1 protein-coding gene is annotated in these 502 nt (G+C 61.8%); it reads right to left on the bottom strand.

Annotated features, from left to right (window positions below):
• Positions 1 to 502, bottom strand: a 502-nt coding sequence (locus tag ASD32_RS05100) for a carbohydrate ABC transporter permease (RefSeq protein WP_156383061.1), incomplete at both ends; no start/stop codon positions are given.

Raw genomic sequence — 502 nt, 5'->3', positions numbered from 1 at the left:
CGAAAGCTTGGCCCAGAACAGGCCCTGCGGCGAGGAGAAGGACGCGATGAAGGCCGTCAGCGGCGCGGCATTGGTGGTGGTCAGCCGGATCGTCCAGAAGGCTTCGTTCCAGGCCAGAATGATGTTGAGCAGCATGGTGGACGCAATGCCCGGCACCGCCATCGGCGTCAGCACATACCAGATCTCGCCCCACAGCGATGCACCGTCCATGCGCGAGGCTTCGAGGATCTCGCCGGGGATTTCGCGAAAGTAGGTGTAAAGCATCCACACGACGATCGGCAGGTTGATCATCGTCAGCATGATGGTCAGGCCAAAGCGGCTGTCGAGCAGGCCGAAGTCGCGGAACAGGAGATAGATCGGCACCATCACGGCGGCCGCCGGCATCATCTTGGTGGACAGCATCCACATCAGGATGTCCTTGGTCTTGTTGGTCGGCGAGAACGCCATCGACCAGGCGGCCGGCACCGAGATCAACAGCGCAATCAGCGTCGATCCCACCGAG

The sequence above is a fragment of the Rhizobium sp. Root483D2 genome (assembly GCF_001426685.1).
Taxonomy (GTDB): domain Bacteria; phylum Pseudomonadota; class Alphaproteobacteria; order Rhizobiales; family Rhizobiaceae; genus Pararhizobium; species Pararhizobium qamdonense.
This window is presented reverse-complemented; position numbering and strand designations above follow the sequence as displayed.